2 protein-coding genes are annotated in these 1,316 nt (G+C 71.3%); both read right to left on the bottom strand.

Translation table 11 applies throughout. From position 1 onward, the window contains the following. Window positions 1–27: 27 nt before the first annotated feature. On the bottom strand, window positions 28–594 hold the full coding sequence (locus tag RM572_RS28530; RefSeq protein WP_311676270.1) for an SRPBCC family protein: 567 nt from the start codon (window positions 592–594) through the stop codon (window positions 28–30). 95 nt (window positions 595–689) lie between these two features. Continuing rightward, entirely contained in the window at window positions 690–1,271 is a 582-nt protein-coding gene (gene sigK / locus RM572_RS28525) for an ECF RNA polymerase sigma factor SigK (protein WP_311676269.1), read from the bottom strand. Between the last annotated feature and the right edge of the window lie 45 nt (window positions 1,272–1,316).

The raw sequence follows: 1,316 nt of genomic DNA, 5'->3' as shown, positions 1-1,316 counted from the left end.
AGCCGACCGCGCGGGGGAGCGGTGTTCCTACCGGCGGGCGCGGTGTTCGGCTTCACGCCGGATGTCGGCGAGCGTCGCGGCGACGGTCGCGTCCCAGCTCCTCGCGACCAGGGTGCCCCATCGGGCGCCGATCGGCCCGCCGTCGGTGCCCAGCTCGCCCCGGTACTCCAGGCGCGTGCCACCGGTGTGTTCGGTGAGGTCGAAGGTCTCGGTGACGTGGGGGACCGGGCCGCGCAGGAGCCGGAAGGCGACGCGGTGGGGGCGTTCGAAGCGCACGGTCTCCACCGTCGTGGTGGTCAGCCGGCCACCGGCAACGGGTGTGTAGTGGGCGGCGAGCACGATGTCTTCCCCCCTCTCCAGCACCCGAACCTTCTCCCGCATGGCGCGGGTGGTGCGGCCGAGGTAGGGCTGGGCGATCACCTCGAAGACCGTCTCCCGCGATGCGGCGATCTCCACGGTCTGCGGGCCGAGTGCCCGCATCCGGCGGCCCCAGCCGGTGTCCACGGTCACCGCGCCGGTGACCACCCCTGCGTATCCTGCCGCCACACCCGCGGCCGCCGCGCCCAGTACCGTTGCCCGCCGCAACCACGCCATCGTCGACCTGCCTCCCTCGCCGGATCGCTTTCACGTACCTGGTGAACGCTACGTCTTCTTCCTCCGCCTTGGTTTCCGCTGGGGCCGGCCCGGGGTCAGGTGGTGGCGAGGCAGTCGCGGAGGCGGAAGAGTCCGTCGCGGATGCGGCTTTTGACGGTGCCCAGGGCGAGGCCGAGTTTCTGTGCGACTTCGGGGTAGGTGTGGGCCTGGTAGTAGGCCATGGTGATCGACTCTCGCTGACGCGGGGTGAGGGCGTCCAGGCAGTGCCGGATGGCGGCTTGTTCTTCGCGGAGTGCGACTGCTTCGGCGACTTGGTCGTAGGCGACTGGGTGGTCCCGGAGGCCGGCAAGTTTGTCCCGGTGGGTTGCCGCTTGGGTGGAGCGGACCCGGTCCACCGCGCGGCGGTGTGTCATGGTCAGGATCCACGTCAGTGCGCTGCCGCGGTGGGGGTCGAAGCGGGGTGCGGTGCGCCAGAGCTGGACGAGGACGTCCTGGCAGACCTCTTCGGCATGGGCGGTGTCGCGCAGCACCTTGTGGGCGAGGCCGAGGATCCGGCCCGCGACGGCGTGGTAGAGAGCGTCGAATGCCTCTGTCTCGCCTCGACCCACGCGGGTGAGTAGCGCGTCGAGGCTCTCCCCGGCCGGCCGGGCCGATGTCGAGTTTTTGTTCGCCCGCACCCGCGGCTCCTTCTGAGGTTTTCACGCTCGCGCCGGCCCGGGCCG

The organism is Streptomyces hazeniae (genome assembly GCF_031845485.1).
Classification (GTDB): Bacteria; Actinomycetota; Actinomycetes; order Streptomycetales; family Streptomycetaceae; genus Streptomyces; species Streptomyces hazeniae.
This window is presented reverse-complemented; position numbering and strand designations above follow the sequence as displayed.